Below are 21,033 nucleotides of genomic sequence, written 5' to 3' on the forward strand. Positions count from 1 at the left end.
ACATGATCCGCGTAGAAAACGTGAGTAAGACCTTTGTGCTCCACCAGCAAAGCGGCGTGCGCCTGCCGGTACTGCAACACACCTCGCTGGAGGTCAGCAACGGCGAATGCGTGGTGCTGCATGGCCACTCCGGCAGCGGAAAATCGACCCTGCTGCGCTCCCTGTATGCCAACTACCTGCCGGACGAAGGCCACATTCATATTCGCCATCACAACGAGTGGGTGGATCTGGTGCAGGCTCCGGCGCGCAAAGTGCTGGAGGTGCGTCGCTCAACGATCGGCTGGGTCAGCCAGTTCCTGCGGGTGATCCCGCGGATCTCAGCTCTGGATGTGGTGATGCAGCCCCTGCTGGATCTGGGCGTGCCGCGTGAAACCTGCGCCGCCAAAGCCGCCAGCCTGCTAACGCGCCTGAACGTGCCGGAGCGCCTGTGGCACCTTGCCCCCTCGACCTTTTCCGGCGGCGAACAGCAGCGCGTCAACATTGCCCGGGGGTTTATCGTCGATTATCCCATTTTGTTGCTCGACGAACCCACCGCCTCGCTCGACAACAAAAACAGCGCAGCGGTAATTGAACTGATCGAACAGGCCAAAGCGCGCGGCGCAGCGATCGTCGGGATCTTCCACGACGACGCCGTACGCGATCGCGTCGCAGACAGATTGCACCCGATGGGGACCCACGCATGATTATTAATAACGTCAAACTGGTGCTGGAAAATGAGGTCGTTGATGGCTCGGTTGAAATTCAGGAGGGCATCATCCGCGCCTTTGCCGAAACCCAGAGCCGCTCCCCGGAGGCGATGGATGGCGACGGCGGCTGGCTGCTGCCGGGGCTGATTGAACTGCATACCGATAATCTGGATAAATTTTTCACCCCGCGCCCGAAAGTCGACTGGCCCGCCCATTCGGCGATGAGCAGCCACGACGCATTGATGGTCGCCAGCGGCATCACCACGGTGCTGGACGCGGTGGCAATTGGCGACGTGCGCGACGGTGGCGATCGTCTTGAGAATCTGGAGAAGATGATCAACGCCGTGGAAGAGACGCAGAAACGCGGCCTCAACCGTGCCGAGCACCGTCTGCATCTGCGCTGCGAACTGCCGCACCACACCACCCTGCCGCTCTTTGAAAAGCTGGTAGAGCGCGAGCCGGTTTCGCTGGTCTCGCTGATGGATCACTCGCCCGGCCAGCGTCAGTTCGCCAATATTGAAAAATACCGTGAGTACTACCAGGGCAAATATTCTCTGAACAACGAAGAGATGGCCCGCTACGAAGAAGAACAGCTTCAGCTTGCAGCACGGTGGTCTCAGCCGAATCGCCTCGCCATAGCCGCATTGTGCCGGGATCGTCACATCGCGTTGGCCAGCCACGACGACGCCACGCCCGAGCATGTACGCGAATCTCATCAACTTGGCAGCGTGATCGCCGAATTTCCTACCACGTTTGCAGCGGCAGACGCCTCGCGCCAGCACGGCATGAATGTGCTGATGGGGGCACCTAACATCGTGCGCGGCGGCTCGCACTCCGGCAACGTGGCGGCCAGCAAACTGGCATCCCTTGGCCTGCTGGATATTCTCTCTTCCGATTACTACCCGGCGAGCCTGCTGGACGCGGCTTTTCGCGTGGCGGATGACGAAGGCAATAGTTTCACCTTGTCTCAGGCCATTCGCCTGGTGACAAAAAACCCGGCAACGGCGCTCAATCTTCACGATCGGGGCGACATTGCCGAGGGCAAACGGGCGGATCTGGTGCTCGCGCATCGCAAGGGCGAGCACATCCATATCGACCACGTCTGGCGTCAGGGTAAACGGGTGTTCTGATGGGACGACTTATCTGGTTAATGGGCCCCTCGGGCTCCGGTAAAGACAGCTTATTGTCGGCGTTACGGCAGCAAGAACATACCCAACTGCTGGTGGCGCATCGCTACATTACTCGCGCGGCCAACGCCGGGAGTGAAAACCATATTGCCCTCAGCGAGCAGGAATTTTTTACCCGCGCCGGGCAAAATCTGCTGGCGCTGAGCTGGCACGCCAACGGCTTCTATTACGGGGTCGGTATTGAGATTGACCTATGGCTACATGCAGGGTTTGACGTGCTGGTCAATGGCTCACGCGCCCACCTGCCGCAGGCCCGTGCCCGCTATGAAGCGGCGCTGATGCCCGTCTGCCTGCAGGTGTCGCCAGAGATTCTGCGTAGCCGACTGCAAAGCCGGGGACGCGAGTCGGATCATGAGATAGAGCAGCGACTGGCGCGCGCGGCGCGCTATACCCCAGCGGACTGCCATCTCCTCAATAACGACGGAAGTTTGCTACAGTCAGTCGGTACCTTTTTATCGCTTATCCGTCAAAAGGAGAAACTGCATGCCTGACTGCCATCTTCGCCCCGCCATCGCCGACGACGCCCAGACGGTTTACGCCCTGATCTGCGAACTGAAGCAGGCCGAGTTCGATCACCAGGCGTTTCACGCCGGTTTTCTTGCCAATCTTCAGGATCACAATATGCGCTATCAACTGGCCGAACTGGAGGGGCAGGTCATCGGCATGATCGGCCTGCATATGCAGTTTCATCTGCATCACGCCCGCTGGATCGGCGAGATCCAGGAGCTGGTGGTGATGCCGCAGGCGCGCGGCCTGAAGGTGGGCAGTCAGCTGCTGGCCTGGGCCGAGGAGGTTGCCCGCCAGGCTGGAGCGGAACTGACAGAGCTCTCCACCAGCGTGAAGCGCACCGACGCTCACCGTTTTTACCTTCGTGAAGGCTATACGCAGAGCCATTTTCGCTTCACCAAACCGCTGTAGAGAGGGTGAGTGATGAGTTTGACGATTACGTTGACAGGCACCGGTGGTGCCCAGCTGGTACCGGTGTTTGGTTGCGACTGCATGGCGTGTCGTCGGGCGCGCTTGCAGGAGGAGTACCGCCGCCGTCCCTGTAGCGCGGTGGTCAAATTCAACGACGCAGTGACCTTGCTGGATGCGGGGATCCCGCAATTGATGGACGACTGGCCCGCGGGCAGCTTCCAGCAATTTCTCCTCACCCATTACCATATGGATCACGTTCAGGGGCTGTTCCCGCTTCGCTGGGGCGTGGGCGCGACCATACCGGTCTACGGCCCGCCGGACGACGCGGGCTGCGACGATTTGTTTAAACACCCTGGACTGCTGGATTTTAGCCATACGCTTGAGCCCTTTGTGGTTTTTGAACTCCAGGGGCTGCGGGTCACGCCCCTGCCGCTTAACCACTCAAAACTCACGTTTGGCTACCTGCTGGAGAGCGCCCATAGCCGCGTAGCGTGGCTTTCGGATACCAGCACGCTGCCCGAGAAAACGGTCAAGTTCTTACTCAATAACCAACCGCAGGTGATTATCATCGACTGCAGCCACGCACCGCGCGATGAAGCGCCGCGCAACCACTGCGATTTAAATACCGTGATTGCGCTAAATGAGGTCATTGGCTGTCCGCAGGTGATCCTCACCCACATTAGCCATCAATTCGACGTGTGGATGATGGATAACCCGCTACCGGAAGGGTTTGAAGCAGGATATGACGGGATGGTGCTGGCGCTGGACTAGTTTTCTCCCTTCAGGAAAGCCGGAACCGATTTCCTCCCTCTCCCCGTACGAGAGAGTCGGAACGGTTTTCCTCCCTCTCCCCGTACGAGAGGGTTGGAACGGTTTTCCTCCCTCTCCCCGTGGGAGAGGGTCGGGGTGAGGGCATCAGACCGCACAATGTCACCGATCATAATCCTCTTCCAGCCTGCGCTCATCATCCTCTAAGCGACGCCTGTCATCATCAAGCTGGCGCTGACGCTCATCCAGGCGCTGGCGACGGTCCTCTAGCTGCCTGCGGCGCTCGTCATACTGACGGCTGTCGCTACGCCGTCTCTGATCATAACGATCGTCGTCATCATTGTTGCGGTTGCTATTAGGGTTATAGGCGTCGTTGATCGCCTGCTGAATATTGCCAATGGCGTCATCAACAATATCGGCATGCGCCAGCTGACTGGTGAAAGACAGCAGGCAAAATATCAGGGCGGTAGAGTAACGTTTCATAGAGCCAGTCTCGCAAAGGGGCTGGCTTTACGGTAATGAAAGGCCGATAACGCGAGTAGCGGAGGAATCTCAATTCAGCGTCACCTTCCGCAGCGCCTGCGCCAGCTGAGCGCGGGTAAAAGGTTTACGCAACAGCTCCACGTCGGGCAGCGCAGGGTTATGGGCCGGGCGCAGATCCTGGCCGCTCATCAGCAGCAGCGGCAGGTGGGGGAAATGGACGCGAACATGGTTGATCACCTCTGCGCCGCTTAACGCGCCAGGCAGCATTAAATCACTGATAAAGATCTCAATATCCGGCGAGGCCTCCAGCATCCGCAGTGCCTGCTGGCCGGTTTCAGCCTCCAGAGTCAGATAACCCAGTTGGTGCAGCTGTTCGCACAACGTCTGACGCACATCGGCTTCGTCCTCCAGCACCAGTACCAGCCGGTCACTGTGCGGTGCCGCTTCAGCATGCGTCGTTTCGCTGTGGATCACTGCCTGCTGGGTAGCCCGTGGCAGCTGCAGCCTGACGACGGTGCCCTGTCCCGGCGCACTCTCGATCTCGACCCGCCCGCCAGACTGACGCACAAAGCCATAGACCATCGACAACCCCAGCCCGCTGCCGCTCCCGGTCTGTTTGGTGGTGAAGAAGGGCTCAAATACCTGGGCTTTGATCGCCTGTGACATGCCGCAGCCATGATCGATAACCTCCAGCGCCACCATGTCCTGTCGCCGCCCGTCGCTACGGGTCACGCGCTGGTTCCAGGTGCGGATCTTAATCACGCCACTCTGCCCCTCCATCGCATCGCGTGCGTTCATCACCAGATTGATGATGGCGTTTTCCAGTTGACTGACGTCGATCCACGCCGGCCATGCCGGGTGCTGGGCTTCGATGTCCAGCGAAAGCGTGGCGGGCAGCGAGTGGCGCATCAGCTCCCCGAGGTTTTCCAGCATCGGTTTCATCTCTATCGCCCGTGGATGCAGCGACTGTTTACGCGAAAAGGCCAGCAAGCGCTGCGTGAGGAGCGCCCCGCGCTCCGCCGCCTTCAGGGCGCGCCCCACCCTTGACGCCTCTGGCGATGCGGGGTCAATCAGCTCCAGGCTGCCAATAATCACCGCCAACAGATTGTTAAAATCATGCGCCAGTCCGCCCGTCAGTTGCCCGACGGCCTTCATCTTCTGGCTATGCAGCAGCGCCTCTTCCAGCCCCTGACGTTCAATACGGTCAATCTCCATCTGGCCACTCTTCTCCTTCAGCAACCGGGTCGTGTGCTGCAGAGACGCGGTATTTCGGGCAAAGACGCTGAACGAACGCGCCAGTTCCCCCAGTTCATCCCGGCGTTGCAGACCGGGTACCGACACCTCCTGCTCGCCATGAGCAAGGCGTGACATCGCCCGGGAGATCGCCGTCAGGTTCGACCCCAGATTGCGATAGATATACCAGCCGGCAAAACCGGTGATCACCAGCGCCAGCAGGGCAAACACCGTGATAAACAGGCTGATTGAGCGCAGCTCCTGGTGGCTCTGGCGGGTACGCAGTTCGGAGGCCGCCGCCACCTGCTCCACATAGAGATTAATGTCGCTGTTCAATATCGCTACCAGCGCCTTGATGTGGAACATATACCAGCTAATGGCCAGATCGCTCTCCTCCAGTTGCCTGGATAAGGGAGCCAGTCTGCGTAACTCGGCGTTAAAGTCCGGCAGCACGAAATTAACCAGAGGCTGCGCGGCGGCGTGCGGCAGCGAGGCCATCACCGCCTCCAGTTGCTGAATGGTCGCCCGGGGAGAGGGGGTTTCGATGGCCGCGATCAGTAACCGCGCCATCTCGCTCAGTAACTGCCCATCCGGCTGGTTACCGCCAAAACGGCGGTTAATATCCTGCAGGTGTCGTAAATAACTCTGGCTCTGCCAGAGTGCGCTCAGTAACGCATTGCGCTCCAGATGGCGGCGCTGGCCGCGCTCCAGCATCCCGGTTACGCTTTGCTGCAACGCATTGCTGCGCTCAATAATTCGCGCCACCAGCGCAGGCTCTTTGCGGGCCAGCGGCGCCGCTGCCAGCGTCTCCAGCGAGCGGCGCAGCGCCGTTTGCGTCTGCTTCAGCCGTTCCGCTTCGCTTTTGTACTCCAGCGCGCCTACCACCTGCGATAAACGTACTGCGGAGGTGGCCACATTCGCCGTCTCCCGCGCCAGATTCATGCTGCCGGTCATGTCGTCCAGCGTCTGCTGCTGCACCTGTTCCTGAATCTGGCTGGCGTGGCGAAACCCGAGTATCGCCACCCCGCTTACCATCAGCGTTACCGCAACGACCAGTAGATTGAAGATCAACAGGCGGCCGCGGGCGCTGGCAAAAAACGAGGGGCGGCGTGATGACATAGGGTTAGGTTCCTCGGCGTTTTTTGTCCCCTCACCCCGGCCCTCTCCCCAAAGGGGCGAGGGGGAAAGGCATGCACCGTGCGGTCCCCTCTCCCCGGTGGGGCGAGGGAGAAAGGCATGCACCGCGCGGTCCCCTCTCCCCTGCGGGGAGAGGGTTAGGGTGAGGGGAAATGTGATCCACATTACTTATTCATAACTATGACAAATATGAATGGCTTCTGACATTTTGCATTTATCAGGGTGTGATGAAGTGCGGATATCTACCCCCTCAGGAGAGCCGCCATGAGCAGGACCCCGGTCTTAGAGATGCGCAACATTGCCAAAACCTTTGGCAACTTCCATGCGCTTAAGGGTGTGGATCTGACGGTCTTCCCCGGCGAAATCCATGCTCTGATGGGCGAAAACGGCGCCGGGAAGAGCACGCTGATGAAGATCCTCGCAGGCGCCTATACCGCCACCAGCGGTGAGATCCTGATTGATGGTCAGCCGTTTCATATCAAAGGGCCGAAGGATGCGCTGGCCGCAGGTATCACCCTGATCTACCAGGAGATGCAGCTGGCCCCCAACCTCACCGTGGCGGAAAACATCTTCCTCGGCAGCGAACTGTCACGCGGGGGGCTGGTGCAGCGCAAAGAGATGGCCGCCCAGGCGCAGGCGGTAATTGACCGTCTCGGCGCCCAGTTCAAAGCCACCGACCTGGTGATGAGGCTGACCATCGCCGAGCAGCAGCAGGTGGAGATTGCCCGCGCCCTGCACCGCAATAGCCGCATCCTGGTGATGGACGAACCCACCGCCGCCCTCTCCTCACGCGAAACTCACCGCCTGTTCGAACTCATTATGCGCCTGCGCGATGAAGGGATGGCGATCATCTACATCAGCCACCGCATGGCAGAGGTGTACGAGCTTTCCGACCGCGTCAGCGTGCTGCGCGACGGGCAATACGTAGGTAGCCTGACCCGCGACAGGCTTAACGCCCCGGAGCTGGTGCGCATGATGGTGGGCCGGCCTCTCAGCGATCTGTTTAACAAAGAACGGGATATCCCTCTCGGCAGCCCGCGGCTCAACGTTCATCACCTGACCGACAGCGGCAAAGTACAGCCGTGCAGCCTGCAGGTAAGATCCGGAGAAATCGTGGGTCTGGCCGGGCTTGTCGGGGCGGGGCGTTCCGAGCTGGCGCAGCTGATCTTCGGGGTGCGCAAGGCCACCGGCGGCATGATTGAGGTAGACGGCGAGCCGGTGGTCATTCACTCCCCTCGCGCGGCCATCGACCAGGGCATCGGCTTTTTAACCGAAAACCGCAAAGAACAGGGGCTGTTCCTGGAACTGGCAGCCCAGGAGAACATCACCATGGCGACGCTCGAGCGCGATGCCAGTTGGGGAATGTTAAACCGCAAAAAAGCCCAGTCGATCTCGGACGATGCCATCGCCCTGCTCAATATCCGCGTCCCCCACTCACAGGTGCGGGCGGGTGGCCTGTCGGGCGGCAATCAGCAAAAACTGCTTATCTCCCGCTGGGTCGCTATCGGCCCGCGCATTTTGATCCTCGATGAACCTACGCGCGGCGTGGATGTCGGCGCCAAAAGTGAGATCTACCGGATCATGAACCAGATGGCCCGCAAAGGGGTGGCGATCCTGATGATCTCCAGCGAATTACCCGAGGTGGTGGGAATGAGCGATCGGGTGTATGTCATGCGTGAAGGCAGCATTGCGGGTGAGTTGCACGGCGGGGATATCACGCAAGAAAACATCATGACGCTGGCAACCGGCGTTAACGACTCTCATCAACGGGCGGTATAACCATGACGCACTCCAACACTCCGCAGCAGGTGGCCAAATCGGCCTCCGCCAAAAAAATGCTAATGGGCGATCTGATGCAAACCATCGGCATTTTGCCGATTTTGATTCTGATCGTGGCGGTATTTGGTTTTATCGCCCCCAACTTCTTTACCGAGAGTAATCTGCTGAATATTACCCGCCAGGCGTCGATCAACATCGTGCTGGCAGCGGGAATGACCTTCATTATTTTGACCGGCGGCATTGACCTCTCGGTGGGCTCGATTCTGGGTACCACCGCGGTAGCGGCGATGGTGGTCTCGCTAATCCCGGAGTTCGCCATGTTGTCGGTGCCGGCGGCGCTGATGCTCGGCATGGTACTGGGGCTGTTTAACGGCGCGCTGGTGGCCTTCGCCGGACTGCCGCCCTTTATTGTCACCCTGGGTACCTATACCGCGCTGCGCGGAGCGGCCTATCTGCTGGCCGACGGCACGACGGTGATCAACTCCAATATCAACTTCGAGTGGATCGGCAATAACTATCTCGGCCCGGTGCCCTGGCTGGTGGTGATCGCGCTGGCGGTGATCGTCGTCTGCTGGTTTATTTTGCGCCGCACCACCCTGGGGGTACACATCTACGCAGTCGGCGGCAACATGCAGGCGGCGCGCTTAACCGGTATCAAGGTATGGATGGTGCTGTTGTTTGTCTACGGCATGAGCGGCCTGCTCTCTGGCCTGGGTGGCGTGATGAGCGCTTCCCGCCTCTACAGCGCCAACGGCAACCTGGGCACCGGCTATGAGCTGGACGCCATTGCGGCGGTGATCCTCGGCGGAACCAGCTTTGTGGGGGGCATTGGCACCATCACCGGCACTCTGGTGGGGGCGCTGATTATCGCCACGCTTAATAACGGTATGACCCTGATGGGGGTCTCTTATTTCTGGCAACTGGTGATCAAAGGGGCGGTGATCATCATTGCAGTGCTGATCGATAAATACCGTACCCGACACCATCAAAGTGCATAACAACAATACCCTACGAATCGAGGAAAAAAGTATGCGTTTAAAACCTCTTGTTACCGCGCTCTGTGCCGGCGCACTGCTTGCCGCAACGCCGTTTGCGCAGGCAAAAGAACTGAAGTCCATCGGCGTGACGGTAGGTGACCTCGCCAACCCGTTCTTTGTGCAGATCACCAAAGGCGCCGAGCTGGAAGCGCGCAAACTGGCGGGGGATAACGTGAAAGTGACGCTGGTCTCCAGCGGCTACGACCTCGGTCAACAGGTGTCGCAGATTGATAACTTTATTGCGGCGAAGGTCGACATGATCATTCTCAACGCCGCAGATTCTAAGGGTATCGGCCCGGCGGTGAAGCGGGCGAAGGAGGCGGGCATTATTGTGGTCGCGGTTGACGTGGCGGCAGAAGGTGCCGACGCGACCATCACCTCCGATAACACCCAGGCGGGGGAGATGGCCTGCAAATACATTACTGATCGCCTGAAAGGCAAAGGCAATGTGGTGATCATCAACGGGCCGCCGGTCTCTGCGGTACAAAACCGCGTGGAAGGCTGCCAGACCGAGTTCAAGCGTCATCCGGATATCAAAGTGCTTTCCGATAACCAGAACGCCAAAGGGAGCCGCGAAGGCGGGCTGGAGGTGATGACCTCCCTGCTGGCGGCTAATCCGAAGATTGATGGGGTCTTCGCGATAAACGATCCCACGGCGATCGGCGCCGATCTGGCAGCAAAACAGGCACAGCGTAAGGAGTTCTTTATCGTGGGGGTGGATGGCAGCCCGGATGCGGAGGAGGCGCTGAAGCGGGAGAACTCGCTGTTCGTGGCAACCCCGGCGCAGGACCCGCAGGTGATGGCGGCCAAAGCGGTCGAGATTGGCTATGACATCCTGCAGGGCAAACCGGCACCAAAAGAGCCGGTGCTGATCCCGGTCACGATGATTGATAAGAACAGTGTGGGTAATTACAAAGGCTGGACGGTGAAGTAACCGTTGTACGGCCTGTTTCCCCTCACCCTCTCCCGCCTGAAGGCCGCAGGAGCTTTCCTCCCTCTCCCTTGAGGGAGAGGGTCGGGGTGAGGGGGACAGCACATCATTCAAGGAGTCCCCATGAAACGCTCCGACATAAACGAAATCCTCGGCCACACGCGGCAATTTTTCTCTATGCACAATGTGCATTTACCCCCTTTCGCCAGCTTTCCCCCCACCCAGTGGCAGCAGTTGAATCGCCACGCCTGGCGTGAAGTATTTGACCTGAAACTGGGCTGGGACGTGACGACCTTTGGCAGCAATAACTTTTACGCCCAGGGGCTGACGCTGTTTACCCTGCGCAACGGTTCCCCCAACGGCGTGCCTTATGAGAAGTGCTACGCCGAAAAAATCATGCACGTCCGCGACGGGCAAGTTACCCCCATGCACTTCCACTGGCGAAAACGCGAAGACATCGTTAACCGCGGTGGGGGAAATTTAATTATCGAGCTGTGGAATGCGGACGGGCACGAAGAGACCGAAAACACCGACGTGACGGTGGTTATCGACGGCAACATCCAGACTCATGCACCGGGAAGCCAGCTACGCCTGACGCCTGGCGAGAGCATCTGCCTGACGCCGGGTTTGTATCACAGCTTCTGGGGCGAGCGCGGCTTTGGCGATGTGCTGGTTGGCGAGGTGTCATCGGTCAATGACGATGAACACGATAACCACTTTTTGCAGCCATTAGCCCGCTACAACCCTGTCGAAGAGGACGAGCCCGCCGTACTGGTGCGGTGCAACGAGTACAACCTGTTTCGCCTGTAAGGAGTGAACCATGCCATTAATCTCTCTCGCCGACGGGCTGGCTCACGCCCGTGAGCATCGCTACGCCCTGGGGGCGTTTAACGTTCTCGACTCCCATTTCCTGCGGGCGCTGTTTGCCGCCGCCAGGCAAGAAATCTCCCCGTTTATCATCAACATCGCCGAAGTGCATTTTAAGTATCTCTCCCTCGACTCGCTGGTGGAAGCGGTAAGGTTCGAAGCTGCCCGACATGATATCCCTGTGGTACTTAACCTCGATCATGGCCTCCATTTTGAGGCGGTAGTGCGGGCATTGCGCTTAGGATTCAGTTCGGTGATGTTCGACGGCTCCACCCTCAGCTACGAGGAGAATATTCGCCAGACCCGCGAAGTGGTGAAAATGTGCCATGCGGTTGGGGTGTCGGTAGAGGCCGAACTGGGAGCGGTGGGAGGCGATGAAGGGGGGGCGCTCTACGGTCATGCGGATGAAGCATTCTTTACCGATCCGCGGCTCGCCCGTGATTTCGTCGATCAAACCGGTATTGATGCCCTGGCGGTGGCGATCGGCAATGCGCACGGCAAATACAAAGGTGAGCCGAAGCTGGATTTCGCCCGGCTCGACGCCATTCGTCAGCAGACCGGTCTGCCGCTGGTGCTGCATGGGGGTTCCGGTATTAGCGATGCGGATTTCCGCCGCGCCATCGAACTGGGAATTCATAAAATCAATTTCTATACCGGTATGTCGCAGGCGGCGTTGACCTCGGTAGAGCAGCGGATGGCCAACCGACAGCCGATTTATGACGAGTTCGCAGAGTTGCTGCTGGGCATTGAAGAGGCGATCACCGACACCGTGGCTGAGCAGATGCGCATCTTCGGCAGCGCGGGGCAAGCCTGATGGAACGCAAGGGCATTATCGCCGCAGGCAATATGCTGGTGGATCATGTTCACCAGGTCGTCGACTGGCCAGAGCGCGGCTGGCTGGCAGAGATCACCCACAGCGAGCGCGCCACCGGAGGCGCTCCGCTCAACGTCCTGCTTACGCTGGCAAAAATGCACACAGGCCTGCCTTTGCAGGCGGTGGGGCTGATTGGCGAAGATAACGACGGCGATTACATTATGGCGATGCTCGACCAGTATCACGTCAACCGCCAGCGGGTAGAGCGTACCAGCTTTGCCCCCACATCCATGTCGCAGGTCATGACCGACCCCAGCGGCCAGCGCACCTTTTTCCACTCTCCCGGCGCCAATCGTCTGCTGGATCTTCCGGCCTTCGAGCGGCTGGACGACAGCCTGAAAATCTTTCACCTCGGTTATCTGTTGCTGCTGGATAGCCTGGACATGCCGGACGCGTCGTTCGGTACCCGCGGGGCTCGCCTGCTGGCGCAAATGCGCGATCGGGGCTTCAAAACCTCCCTCGACCTGGTCTCCCGCAAGGGCGACCCACGCTATCAGCCGCTGGTGCGCCCTGCCCTGTGTCACGTTGATTATCTGGTCATTAACGAGCTGGAAGCGGGGGAGTTCAGCGGGCTGGAGATGCGCGACAGCCAGGATACGCCCGATCTGGCCAATATCGCCCAGGCGGCCGCGCGGCTGCTGGCGGCAGGGGTCAACGAGCGGCTGGTAATTCACTGCCCGGAAGGCGCATGGGGGCAAGAGCCCGGTCAGGAAGGGCGCTGGATCCCCTCCTGGCGGCTGTCGCAAGCAGAGATCATCGGTAGCGTGGGGGCGGGCGACGCGTTTTGCGCCGGTTTTTTATACGGTTGCCATGAGTCGCGGCCGCTGGAGGAGAGTATCCTGCTGGCCCACGCCTGCGCTCGCGCCAGCCTGCTGGCGGCCAATGCTATCGACGGTGCGAAAACGTTGCCGGAGTTACAGCAGTTTATTGATGAGCATCGTCAGGGGTTAAGCGGCGCGGTCGCCGTCCAGCACATCGGCTGAAAAGACATAGCCCAGCCCGCGGATGGTTTTAATGAGCAGCGGCTGATGTGGATTCACCTCAATTTTGCGCCGCAGACGCATAATCAGCACATCAATGGTGCGGTCAAACACGTCGGCGCTTTCGCTATGCGTCAGCTCCAGCAGCTGTTCACGGCTCAGCACCCGGCGGGCGTTTTGCGTCAGCGCCAGCAGCAGGCTGTACTCTCCCTGGGTAAGCGGCACTACGCTGCGCTGGGCGTCGCTCAGTTCGCAGCGTTGGGTATCCAGCGTCCAGCCGTTAAAGCTGATACCGCCGTGACGAACGGCGACCGGCTCGGCGGCCAGCGCCCCGGTACGACGTAACACCGCTTTGACCCGGGCCACCACCACCCGGGGATTGAAAGGCTTACCGATGTAGTCGTCGGCCCCCATCTCCAGCCCCACCACCACATCCGATTCGCTGCCTAAGCCAGTAAGCATGATGACCGGAAGCGCCGGACGCTGTTTTTGTAGCTGCTGTAAAACCTGCAACCCGTTGATGTCAGGCAACATCATATCCAGCAGCACCAGCGCGATGGAGGCGTCGCTCTGCGCCAGGCGCAGGGCTTCATGGCCGGTATGGCACACATGCACCGTAAAGACATGCTCGTTCAGCACATCCTGCAGCAGTTCGCACACGGCGGTATCGTCATCGACGACCAGGATCGCGGGTTTCATCGCACAGTTCCGTCAGGGAGATCACTTTCAGTCTGGCCGATTCTGCCACTGGCTCCAGCCGTTTCGACTTTTGTGTATCGAAATTTCAGGCGACATCACATCCCGCAGGGGATTTTGTCGAATGACTGTTTTCTATCAGGGTATTGACCAGAGATCCGCCGTAAAGTCAGGGTATTTCCACAATAAAAATAGGTCTTATGGGCCTGCATAATAACCATGAATTCGATTATCTGGAGCGATACCGATGAAAAACGTCATCACGGTTTGCCCCTATTGCGCCTCCGGTTGCAAGTTAACGCTGGTGGTCGATAACGGCAAAATCGTTCGGGCCGAGCCCGCACAGGGTAAGACCAATCAAGGAACGTTGTGCCTGAAGGGCTACTACGGCTGGGACTTTATTAACGATACCGGGATCCTGACCCCGCGGTTAAAAACCCCCATGATCCGCCCTGTCCGCGGCGGTAAGCTCGTCGCCGTAAGCTGGGACGAGGCGCTGGACTATGTTGCCCGGCGCCTGAGCGCCATCAAAGAACAATACGGGCCGGATGCCATCCAGACGACGGGCTCGTCTCGCGGTACCGGGAATGAAACCAACTATGTGATGCAGAAATTTGCCCGCGCCGTTATTGGCACCAATAACGTCGACTGCTGCGCGCGCGTCTGACACGGCCCCTCGGTTGCAGGTCTGCACCAGTCGGTGGGTAACGGCGCCATGAGCAATGCCATCAATGAGATCGATAATACCGATCTGGTCTTTATTTTTGGCTACAACCCGGCCGATTCACACCCAATCGTGGCGAATCACATCATTCAGGCGAAACAGAACGGCGCGAAAATTATTGTCTGCGATCCCCGGCGGATAGAGACTGCCCGCATCGCCGACCTGCATATCGCGCTGAAAAATGGTTCGAATATCGCCCTGCTCAATGCTATCGGGCAGGTGATCATTACCGAGAAATTGTATGACGCGAGCTTTATCGCCGCACGAACGGAAGGTTTCGACGAATATCGAAACGTTGTCGAAAACTATTCGCCGGAGTCGGTAGAAGCCATCATCGGCGTCAGCGCCCGTGATATCCGTCAGGCCGCGCGGATGTATGCCGGGGCAAAAACCGCCACCCTGCTGTGGGGCATGGGGGTAACGCAGTTCTGGCAAGGCGTGGAGACTGTACGTGTCCTCACCAGCCTGGCGATGCTGACGGGCAATCTCGGCAAGGCGCACGTGGGCGTTAATCCGGTACGTGGGCAAAATAATGTTCAGGGGGCCTGCGATATGGGCGCCCTGCCGGATGTCTATCCGGGCTATCAGCCGGTAACCGTCGCGGCAAATCGCGAAAAATTTGCCCGGGCCTGGGGCGTTGAGCATCTGCCCGAGCGGCCCGGCTATCGGATAAGCGAGCTGCCGCATCGCGTTGCGCAGGGTGAGGTGCGGGCCGCGTACATCATGGGCGAAGATCCCTTACAAACTGATGCTGAACTGTCGGCGGTGCGTGAAGCTTTCGCGGCGCTGGATCTGGTCATTGTGCAGGATATCTTTATGACCAAAACGGCCGCCGCCGCCGACGTCATACTGCCGTCTACGTCCTGGGGCGAACATGAAGGGGTCTACACCGCAGCAGATCGGGGATTCCAGCGTTTTTTCAAGGCGGTGGAGCCCCAGTGGGATTTGAAAACGGACTGGCAGATCATCAGCGAGATCGCGACCCGAATGGGTTATCCCATGCACTATGACAACACGCAGCAGATCTGGGATGAACTGCGCTATCTCTGCCCCAACTTTACCGGCGCCACCTACGAAAAAATGGGCGAGCTGGGGTATATCCAGTGGCCGTGCCGGGATGAGTCCGCCCACGATCAAGGAACCTCCTGGCTCTTTGCCGAATCCTTCGATACCCCGAACGGGCTGGCACAGTTCTACACCTGCGACTGGTCGGCACCGATAGATAAGCTGAGCGCTGCGTATCCGATGGTGCTCTCTACCGTACGCGAGGTAGGCCATTACTCCTGCCGCTCCATGACCGGTAACTGCGCCGCCCTCTCTGCCCTGGCGGATGAACCCGGCTATGTGCAGATCAATACCGCCGATGCCGCCCGGTTAGGCATTGAAGATGAGGCGCTGGTCTGGGTGCAATCGCGCAAAGGACGCGTAATGACCCGGGCGCAGGTCAGCGAACGGCCAAACCGAGGCGCGGTATATATGACCTATCAATGGTGGATTGGGGCCTGCAACGAACTGGTGACGGAAAACCTGAGCCCGATAACAAAAACGCCGGAATATAAATATTGTGCCGTAAGGGTTGAGCCGATTGCCGATCAGGCGGCGGCCGAACGCGATGTACAAGAGGAATATAAGCAGCTTAAAAACCGACTTCGTGAAAGCGCTGCGGGATAGTTTATTTATCCCGCTTTTATAATATTCACAGAAACTCATTTCTGTGAATATTATTATGCGGCCTTCCTTCCAGAAAAATGTAATTAACCCGGTATGTATTTACATCTTTGCTTTTTATTTCATACGAATAAGAATAACGGCGGGTGCTTAAGGCTTTCTGTCTTAAGCCGTGTTGAGAGACAGAAAGTGAAAAGCCCCGGTAATGTTTCCATTAACCGAGGCTACCTTCTCTCAACTCCCAACAAGTTGAAGGTAGCCTCTTATTCTTTTCTTTGCAAGGAGTAAAAGGCATGACGCCATTAAAGTATGCGTTGGGCATCATATTAATTATTTGCCTGACAATTGTGTTATTCACCTTTATTAATCGCGGTGCATTATGCGAACTCACAATAAAGAGTGGGCAACATGAAGTGGCGGCTAAATTAGCCTGCGGTGCAGGCTAACTTCAGCGGGCGGGGTTTCCCGCCCGATTGTGGGATGTTGTGCCTTAACGCACCCTTTTTTTTCTTCTCGTACCCCGCTTATACTGCGCGCAATCTCCTTAAAAGAAATGAACAGATGAAACATCTTCTCTACCTGCTGCTGCTCTCCTCTTCCCTGGCCTGCGCCGATGAGATTGGTAGCCAGTACCAGGCTCAGGCCGAGGCGGGCGACAGTCGCGCCCAGTATCTTCTTGCAGAGACCTGGTACAGCTCCGGTAACGATAAACAGGCTGAGGTGTGGGCCGAAAAAGCGGCCACCGGCGGCGATGTTGATGCCATGGCGCTGCTGTCGCAGATCAAGTTCAAGCACGGCGATTACCCGCAGGCAAAAGGGCTGGCCCAGCAGGCAATGCTGGCTGGCAGTATGCCCGGCACCGTGATGCTGGCGCGCCTGCTGGTCAATACCGAAGCCGGAACCCCCGACTATCCGCAGGCGCTTACCTTGCTGCAAAAAGCGGCAGCCAATACCGAAGATGACGCCGCCGTGGATGCCCAACTGCTGCTGGGGCTGATCTACGCGAACGGTGTGGAAGTGGCGCAGGATGATGTTCAGGCTGCAGACTGGTTTAAGCGCAGCTCTACCCTTTCGCGCACCGGTTATGCCGAGTACTGGGCAGGGAAGGTATTTCAGCAGGGAGAGAAAGGCTTTATCACGCCGAATAAACAGAAAGCGCTGTACTGGTTTAATCTGAGCTGTACTGAAGGGTTTGATACCGGCTGCGAAGAGTTTGAGGCGTTAAGCGGGGAGTAAATTCCGCCCTCGCAAGAGGGCGGAAGCGGCATTACCGATCGGCAGTCTTATCAAAACGGCCCAGCACCTCGCGTTCATACGCCAGCGCTTTTTTATGGTCGAATTTGTGTTCCCATTTAGAGATAACCAGTACCGCCAGGGCATTGCCCACCACATTCAGCGCGGTACGCGCCATGTCGAGAATACGGTCAACACCGGCGATAAACGCCAGTCCTTCCAGCGGGATCCCCACGCTTCCCAGCGTGGCCAGCAACACCACAAAGGAGACGCCCGGCACGCCCGCGATCCCTTTCGAGGTCACCATCAGGGTCAGTACCAGCACGATTTCCTGCCACAGCGAGAGGTCAATACCGTACAGCTGGGCGATAAAGATCGCGGCAATACTCTGGTACAGCGTTGAGCCATCGAGATTAAAGGAGTAGCCGGTCGGCACCACGAAGCTGGTAATCGACGCCGGTGCGCCATAGGCTTCCATCTTCTCGATGATACGCGGCAGTACACTCTCGGAGCTGGCGGTAGAGTAGGCCAGAATCAGCTCATCTTTCAGGATACGAATCAAAACCCAGATGCTTAACCCGCACAGTCGCGCCACGATGCCCAGCACCACCAGCGCGAAGAACAGGATGGCGAAGTGTACCAGGATCACCAGCTTCGCCAGCGGCCACAGGGAGGCAAAACCGAAGTTGGCCACGGTGACGGAGATCAGCGCGAACACCCCTACCGGCGCATAACGCATCACCATGTGGGTAACTTTGAACATGGTTTCGGAGATGGAGCGGAACACGGTGACCAGCGGCTCGCGGTGGGTAGAAGGCAGCGATGCCAGACCCAGGCCAAACAGGACGGAGAAGAAGATAATTGGCAGCATTTCGCCCTTCGCCATGGAGGCCACGATATTGGTGGGAACCAGCGCGAGGATCGTGCCCATCAGGCCATGGGAATGGCTTTGCACGTCGGCCGTTGTGCTTTGGTATTTCGAAATATCCACCGTTGCCAGCTGCGACATATCAATACCCGCACCAGGCTGGAATACGTTTGCCAGCGTGATGCCAAGAATGATAGCCACCGTAGTGATCACTTCGAAATAAAGGATGGTTTTTGCCCCGATACGTCCCAGCTGTTTCGCATCACCCACGCCAGCAATACCTACCACCAGCGTCGAGATAACGATTGGGACCACAATCATCTTGATCAGATGAATAAAGATATCGCCTGCCGGCGACAGCAAGTTGGCGATCAACCATTCGCGGCTGTCACTGTGATAATGCAGATAACTACCCAACAAGATACCCAGCACAAGGGCCAGCAAAATTTGCCAGGCCAGGCTGACTTTCAAATTTTTCATAAAAACAGACTTCCTCAATGAAGTGATCGGCCTCGCGAAAGCGTGAGGACGACACATACTGAAAGGGTATGAATTGTGTTGCGTTCATTTATGGGGTTTTTTAACGCGGCGTATCAGTATCATTTGCATGCCATGCTGCGCAAGCCTTTAAGAACGAGGCATTTGACTGACAAAATGCTTTATGACGCTAATTTCCACCAGTGATGATTAATAACCTTTTGTTATAAAAACGCTTTTTTATCCATAAATGTAAATAATCATTGAGGGCAATTATTTTAAGATAAAGTGTTATTCGGTCGTTTTTTGAACTCCTGAATTATTGCGTGATCTGTCGCCCAAATAGTAAACAAAGCTGGCAAAGCCCCTACTATTAACGTTTTTGCGACATATTATTAACATCTTACAAGGAGAAAAAAAGCCATGAGCCAAATCCACAAACACGACATTCCCGCAAACATTGCGGACCGCTGCCTGATCAATCCGGAGCAGTACAAGGAGAAGTACCAACAGTCTGTCTCCAGCCCTGAAATCTTTTGGGGTGAGCAGGGAAAAATCCTCGACTGGATGACCCCTTATCAGAAGGTAAAGAACACCTCCTTCGCGCCGGGTAACGTCTCGATTAAATGGTATGAAGACGGCACCCTGAACCTGGCCGCGAATTGTCTCGATCGCCATCTCGCCGAGCGCGGCGACCAGACGGCCATTATCTGGGAAGGCGACGACGCCTCGCAGAGCAAAAACATCACGTACCGCGAACTGCATCGCGACGTCTGCCGCTTTGCCAACGTGCTGCTCTCTCAGGGCATCAAAAAAGGTGATGTGGTCGCTATCTATATGCCAATGGTACCCGAAGCTGCGGTTGCCATGCTGGCCTGCGCCCGCATCGGTGCCGTGCACTCCGTGATTTTTGGCGGCTTCTCGCCGGAAGCGGTTGCCGGGCGCATTATCGACTCCAGCTCAAAACTGGTGATCACCGCCGACGAGGGCGTACGTGCCGGCCGTACCATTCCGCTGAAAAAGAACGTCGATGACGCCCTGAAAAACCCGAACGTCACAAGCGTAAGCAACGTAGTGGTGTTCAAACGCACCGGTAGCAACATTGAGTGGCAGGCGGGCCGCGATCTCTGGTGGAGCGATCTGATTGAGCAAGCCAGCGACCAGCATCAGCCTGAGGAGATGAACGCGGAAGATCCGCTGTTTATCCTTTATACCTCTGGCTCCACCGGCAAGCCGAAAGGGGTACTGCATACCACCGGCGGCTACCTGGTGTATGCGGCGACCACCTTCAAATATGTTTTTGATTACCATCCGGGCGACATCTATTGGTGCACCGCTGACGTAGGCTGGGTCACCGGCCACAGCTATTTGCTGTATGGTCCGCTGGCCTGTGGCGCCGCCACGCTGATGTTCGAAGGGGTGCCAAACTGGCCAACCCCGGCGCGCATGAGCCAGGTGGTGGATAAGCATAAAGTGAATATTCTCTACACCGCCCCTACCGCGATTCGTGCCCTGATGGCAGAAGGCGATAAAGCGATTGAAGGGACCGATCGCTCCTCCCTGCGTATCCTGGGCTCCGTGGGTGAACCCATCAACCCGGAAGCGTGGGAGTGGTACTGGAAGAAGATTGGTAATGAAAAATGCCCGGTCATCGACACCTGGTGGCAGACCGAAACCGGCGGTTTCATGATCACCCCGCTGCCGGGTGCGACCGAACTGAAAGCGGGCTCTGCCACGCGTCCTTTCTTTGGCGTCCAGCCTGCGCTGGTGGATAACGAAGGCAATGCGCTGGAGGGGGCTACCGAGGGCAACCTGGTGATCACCGACTCCTGGCCAGGCCAGGCGCGTACGCTGTTTGGCGATCATGACCGCTTCGAGCAGACCTACTTCTCTACCTTTAAAAACATGTATTTCAGCGGTGACGGTGCCCGTCGCGATGAAGACGGTTACTACTGGATCACCGGCCGCGTGGATGATGTGCTGAACGTCTCTGGCCACCGTCTGGGTACCGCTGAAATCGAATCGGCGCTGGTGTCGCATCCGAAGATCGCGGAAGCCGCTGTCGTCGGCATCCCCCACAATATTAAAGGCCAGGCGATTTATGCCTATGTCACGTTAAATCATGGCGAAGAGCCAACGCCGGAGCTCTATGCCGAGGTGCGCAACTGGGTACGTAAAGAGATAGGCCCGCTTGCCACGCCGGATGTGCTGCACTGGACAGACTCCCTGCCGAAAACCCGTTCCGGCAAGATTATGCGCCGTATTCTGCGCAAAATCGCCGCAGGCGATACCAGTAATCTTGGCGATACCTCAACGCTCGCGGATCCTGGCGTGGTGGAAAAACTGCTCGAAGAGAAGCAGGCCATCGCAATGCCTTCATAATTTTCTCCCTCTCCCCGTGGGAGAGGGGCGGTCTGATGCCCTCACCCTAACCCTCTCCCTCAGGGAGAGGGAACAAAAACAAACCAACCTTACCTTTGGAGACTC

General features: G+C 57.8%; 19 protein-coding genes. 15 read left to right on the plus strand and 4 right to left on the minus strand.

Translation table 11 applies throughout. The features are described from left to right. The first annotated feature begins 2 nt into the window (after positions 1-2). Genes phnL through phnP form a run of 5 tightly spaced genes read left to right on the plus strand, consistent with a single transcriptional unit; the run spans position 3 to position 3,562 of the window. Entirely contained in the window at positions 3-683 is a 681-nt protein-coding gene (gene phnL / locus B3511_RS17135) for a phosphonate C-P lyase system protein PhnL (protein WP_286783907.1), read from the plus strand. Further along, entirely contained in the window at positions 680-1,816 is a 1,137-nt protein-coding gene (gene phnM / locus B3511_RS17140; protein WP_233803213.1) for an alpha-D-ribose 1-methylphosphonate 5-triphosphate diphosphatase, read from the plus strand. Before phnL ends, phnM begins: the two co-directional genes overlap by 4 nt. Continuing rightward, a complete protein-coding gene (gene phnN / locus B3511_RS17145) occupies positions 1,813-2,364 on the plus strand; it encodes a ribose 1,5-bisphosphokinase (RefSeq protein ID WP_154298836.1) in 552 nt (183 codons plus the stop codon). Before phnM ends, phnN begins: the two co-directional genes overlap by 4 nt. After that, entirely contained in the window at positions 2,357-2,791 is a 435-nt protein-coding gene (phnO, locus tag B3511_RS17150) for an aminoalkylphosphonate N-acetyltransferase (RefSeq protein ID WP_286783908.1), read from the plus strand. The genes phnN and phnO overlap by 8 nt, the downstream gene beginning before the upstream one ends. A 12-nt stretch (positions 2,792-2,803) precedes the next feature. After that, entirely contained in the window at positions 2,804-3,562 is a 759-nt protein-coding gene (phnP, locus tag B3511_RS17155) for a phosphonate metabolism protein PhnP (protein ID WP_040077570.1), read from the plus strand. A 159-nt stretch (positions 3,563-3,721) separates the two neighbouring features. Here the strand turns inward: phnP and yjdP are convergent, their stop codons facing one another. After that, a complete protein-coding gene (gene yjdP / locus B3511_RS17160) occupies positions 3,722-4,042 on the minus strand; it encodes a DDRRRQL repeat protein YjdP (protein WP_040077571.1) in 321 nt (106 codons plus the stop codon). A gap of 69 nt (positions 4,043-4,111) precedes the next feature. Beyond that, positions 4,112-6,394 (minus strand): ATP-binding protein, encoded by a 2,283-nt coding sequence (locus B3511_RS17165; protein WP_286783909.1) that lies wholly within the window; start codon positions 6,392-6,394, stop codon positions 4,112-4,114. A 282-nt stretch (positions 6,395-6,676) separates the two neighbouring features. Between B3511_RS17165 and B3511_RS17170 the strand changes: the two genes are divergently transcribed. The 6 genes from B3511_RS17170 (at position 6,677) to B3511_RS17195 (ending at position 12,883) form a co-directional block, all read left to right on the plus strand. Beyond that, the gene (locus tag B3511_RS17170; RefSeq protein WP_040077572.1) at positions 6,677-8,191 is read left to right on the plus strand and encodes a sugar ABC transporter ATP-binding protein; all 1,515 of its coding nucleotides are present in this window, start codon (positions 6,677-6,679) and stop codon (positions 8,189-8,191) included. 2 nt (positions 8,192-8,193) lie between these two features. Then, complete coding sequence (locus tag B3511_RS17175; RefSeq protein WP_040077573.1) at positions 8,194-9,189, plus strand: ABC transporter permease subunit; 996 nt, start codon at positions 8,194-8,196, stop codon at positions 9,187-9,189. A gap of 31 nt (positions 9,190-9,220) precedes the next feature. After that, on the plus strand, positions 9,221-10,162 hold the full coding sequence (locus tag B3511_RS17180; RefSeq protein WP_212478536.1) for an ABC transporter substrate-binding protein: 942 nt from the start codon (positions 9,221-9,223) through the stop codon (positions 10,160-10,162). A gap of 120 nt (positions 10,163-10,282) precedes the next feature. After that, positions 10,283-10,969, plus strand: coding sequence for a D-lyxose/D-mannose family sugar isomerase (locus tag B3511_RS17185; protein ID WP_286783910.1), 687 nt, complete (start codon positions 10,283-10,285; stop codon positions 10,967-10,969). A 10-nt stretch (positions 10,970-10,979) separates the two neighbouring features. Beyond that, positions 10,980-11,840, plus strand: coding sequence for a ketose 1,6-bisphosphate aldolase (locus B3511_RS17190; protein ID WP_286783911.1), 861 nt, complete (start codon positions 10,980-10,982; stop codon positions 11,838-11,840). Further along, a complete protein-coding gene (locus B3511_RS17195) occupies positions 11,840-12,883 on the plus strand; it encodes a carbohydrate kinase family protein (protein WP_286783912.1) in 1,044 nt (347 codons plus the stop codon). Before B3511_RS17190 ends, B3511_RS17195 begins: the two co-directional genes overlap by 1 nt. Here the strand turns inward: B3511_RS17195 and B3511_RS17200 are convergent. Further along, on the minus strand, positions 12,848-13,579 hold the full coding sequence (locus B3511_RS17200) for a response regulator (protein ID WP_040077577.1): 732 nt from the start codon (positions 13,577-13,579) through the stop codon (positions 12,848-12,850). The genes B3511_RS17195 and B3511_RS17200 overlap by 36 nt on opposite strands. Before the next feature lie 244 nt (positions 13,580-13,823). Here B3511_RS17200 and fdhF point away from each other — a divergent pair, with 244 nt between their 5' ends. From fdhF to B3511_RS17215, 3 genes are all read left to right on the plus strand, one after another. Then, positions 13,824-15,971 (plus strand): formate dehydrogenase subunit alpha, encoded by a 2,148-nt coding sequence (gene fdhF, locus B3511_RS17205; RefSeq protein WP_286783913.1) that lies wholly within the window; start codon positions 13,824-13,826, stop codon positions 15,969-15,971. Positions 15,972-16,261: 290 nt separating this feature from the next. Beyond that, the gene (locus B3511_RS17210; protein ID WP_040077580.1) at positions 16,262-16,414 is read left to right on the plus strand and encodes a Hok/Gef family protein; all 153 of its coding nucleotides are present in this window, start codon (positions 16,262-16,264) and stop codon (positions 16,412-16,414) included. 115 nt (positions 16,415-16,529) lie between these two features. Beyond that, positions 16,530-17,204, plus strand: coding sequence for a tetratricopeptide repeat protein (locus tag B3511_RS17215; RefSeq protein WP_046885519.1), 675 nt, complete (start codon positions 16,530-16,532; stop codon positions 17,202-17,204). 31 nt (positions 17,205-17,235) lie between these two features. On the opposite strand, the gene gltP is transcribed toward B3511_RS17215, so the two are convergent. Beyond that, positions 17,236-18,549, minus strand: a complete 1,314-nt coding sequence (gltP, locus tag B3511_RS17220; protein ID WP_286783914.1) for a glutamate/aspartate:proton symporter GltP — start codon at positions 18,547-18,549, stop codon at positions 17,236-17,238. 420 nt (positions 18,550-18,969) lie between these two features. On the opposite strand from gltP, the gene acs reads away from it, so the two are divergent. Next, a complete protein-coding gene (gene acs / locus B3511_RS17225) occupies positions 18,970-20,928 on the plus strand; it encodes an acetate--CoA ligase (protein ID WP_286783915.1) in 1,959 nt (652 codons plus the stop codon). Positions 20,929-21,033 lie beyond the last annotated feature (105 nt).

Origin of the sequence: Leclercia sp. UBA1284 (assembly GCF_002308415.1) — a bacterium.
Taxonomy (GTDB): Bacteria; Pseudomonadota; Gammaproteobacteria; order Enterobacterales; family Enterobacteriaceae; genus Enterobacter; species Enterobacter pneumoniae.